Source organism: Clostridium polyendosporum, from assembly GCF_018332455.1.
Taxonomy (GTDB): domain Bacteria; phylum Bacillota; class Clostridia; order Clostridiales; family Clostridiaceae; genus Clostridium_AY; species Clostridium_AY polyendosporum.
The window spans coordinates 1-371 of record NZ_BOPZ01000089.1; the positions used below are offsets into that span (position 1 = coordinate 1).

Genomic DNA, 371 nt, shown 5'->3' on the forward strand with positions numbered 1-371 from the left:
TTCTGATGTATCACAAAAGATATTTGATAATATAGTTCTTCAAGCTATGGAAAAAGGACTCGTAAGCGGAAAAATACTTTATGCAGATTCGACTCATATCAAGGCTAATGCAAACAAAAGAAAGTTTGAAAAAGTTGAAGTAGAAGTATCACCTAAAGAATACCTTGACGAGTTAGATGAAGCTGTAAATCAAGATAGAATTAATCATGGAAAAAAACCTTTGAAAGAAAAGAAAAAGGAAGTAATAAAAAAAGAAATTAAAAAAAGTACTACTGATCAAGACAGCGGTTATATGATGAGAGACAATAAGCCAGAAGGATTTTTTTATTTAGATCACAGAACTGTTGATAGTAAAAACAATATTATACTCG

Annotated in this window: 1 pseudogene; it reads left to right on the forward strand. The window is 29.6% G+C overall.

The features are described from left to right. A pseudogene (locus CPJCM30710_RS17530) lies at positions 1–371 on the forward strand (IS5/IS1182 family transposase); the annotation flags it as partial.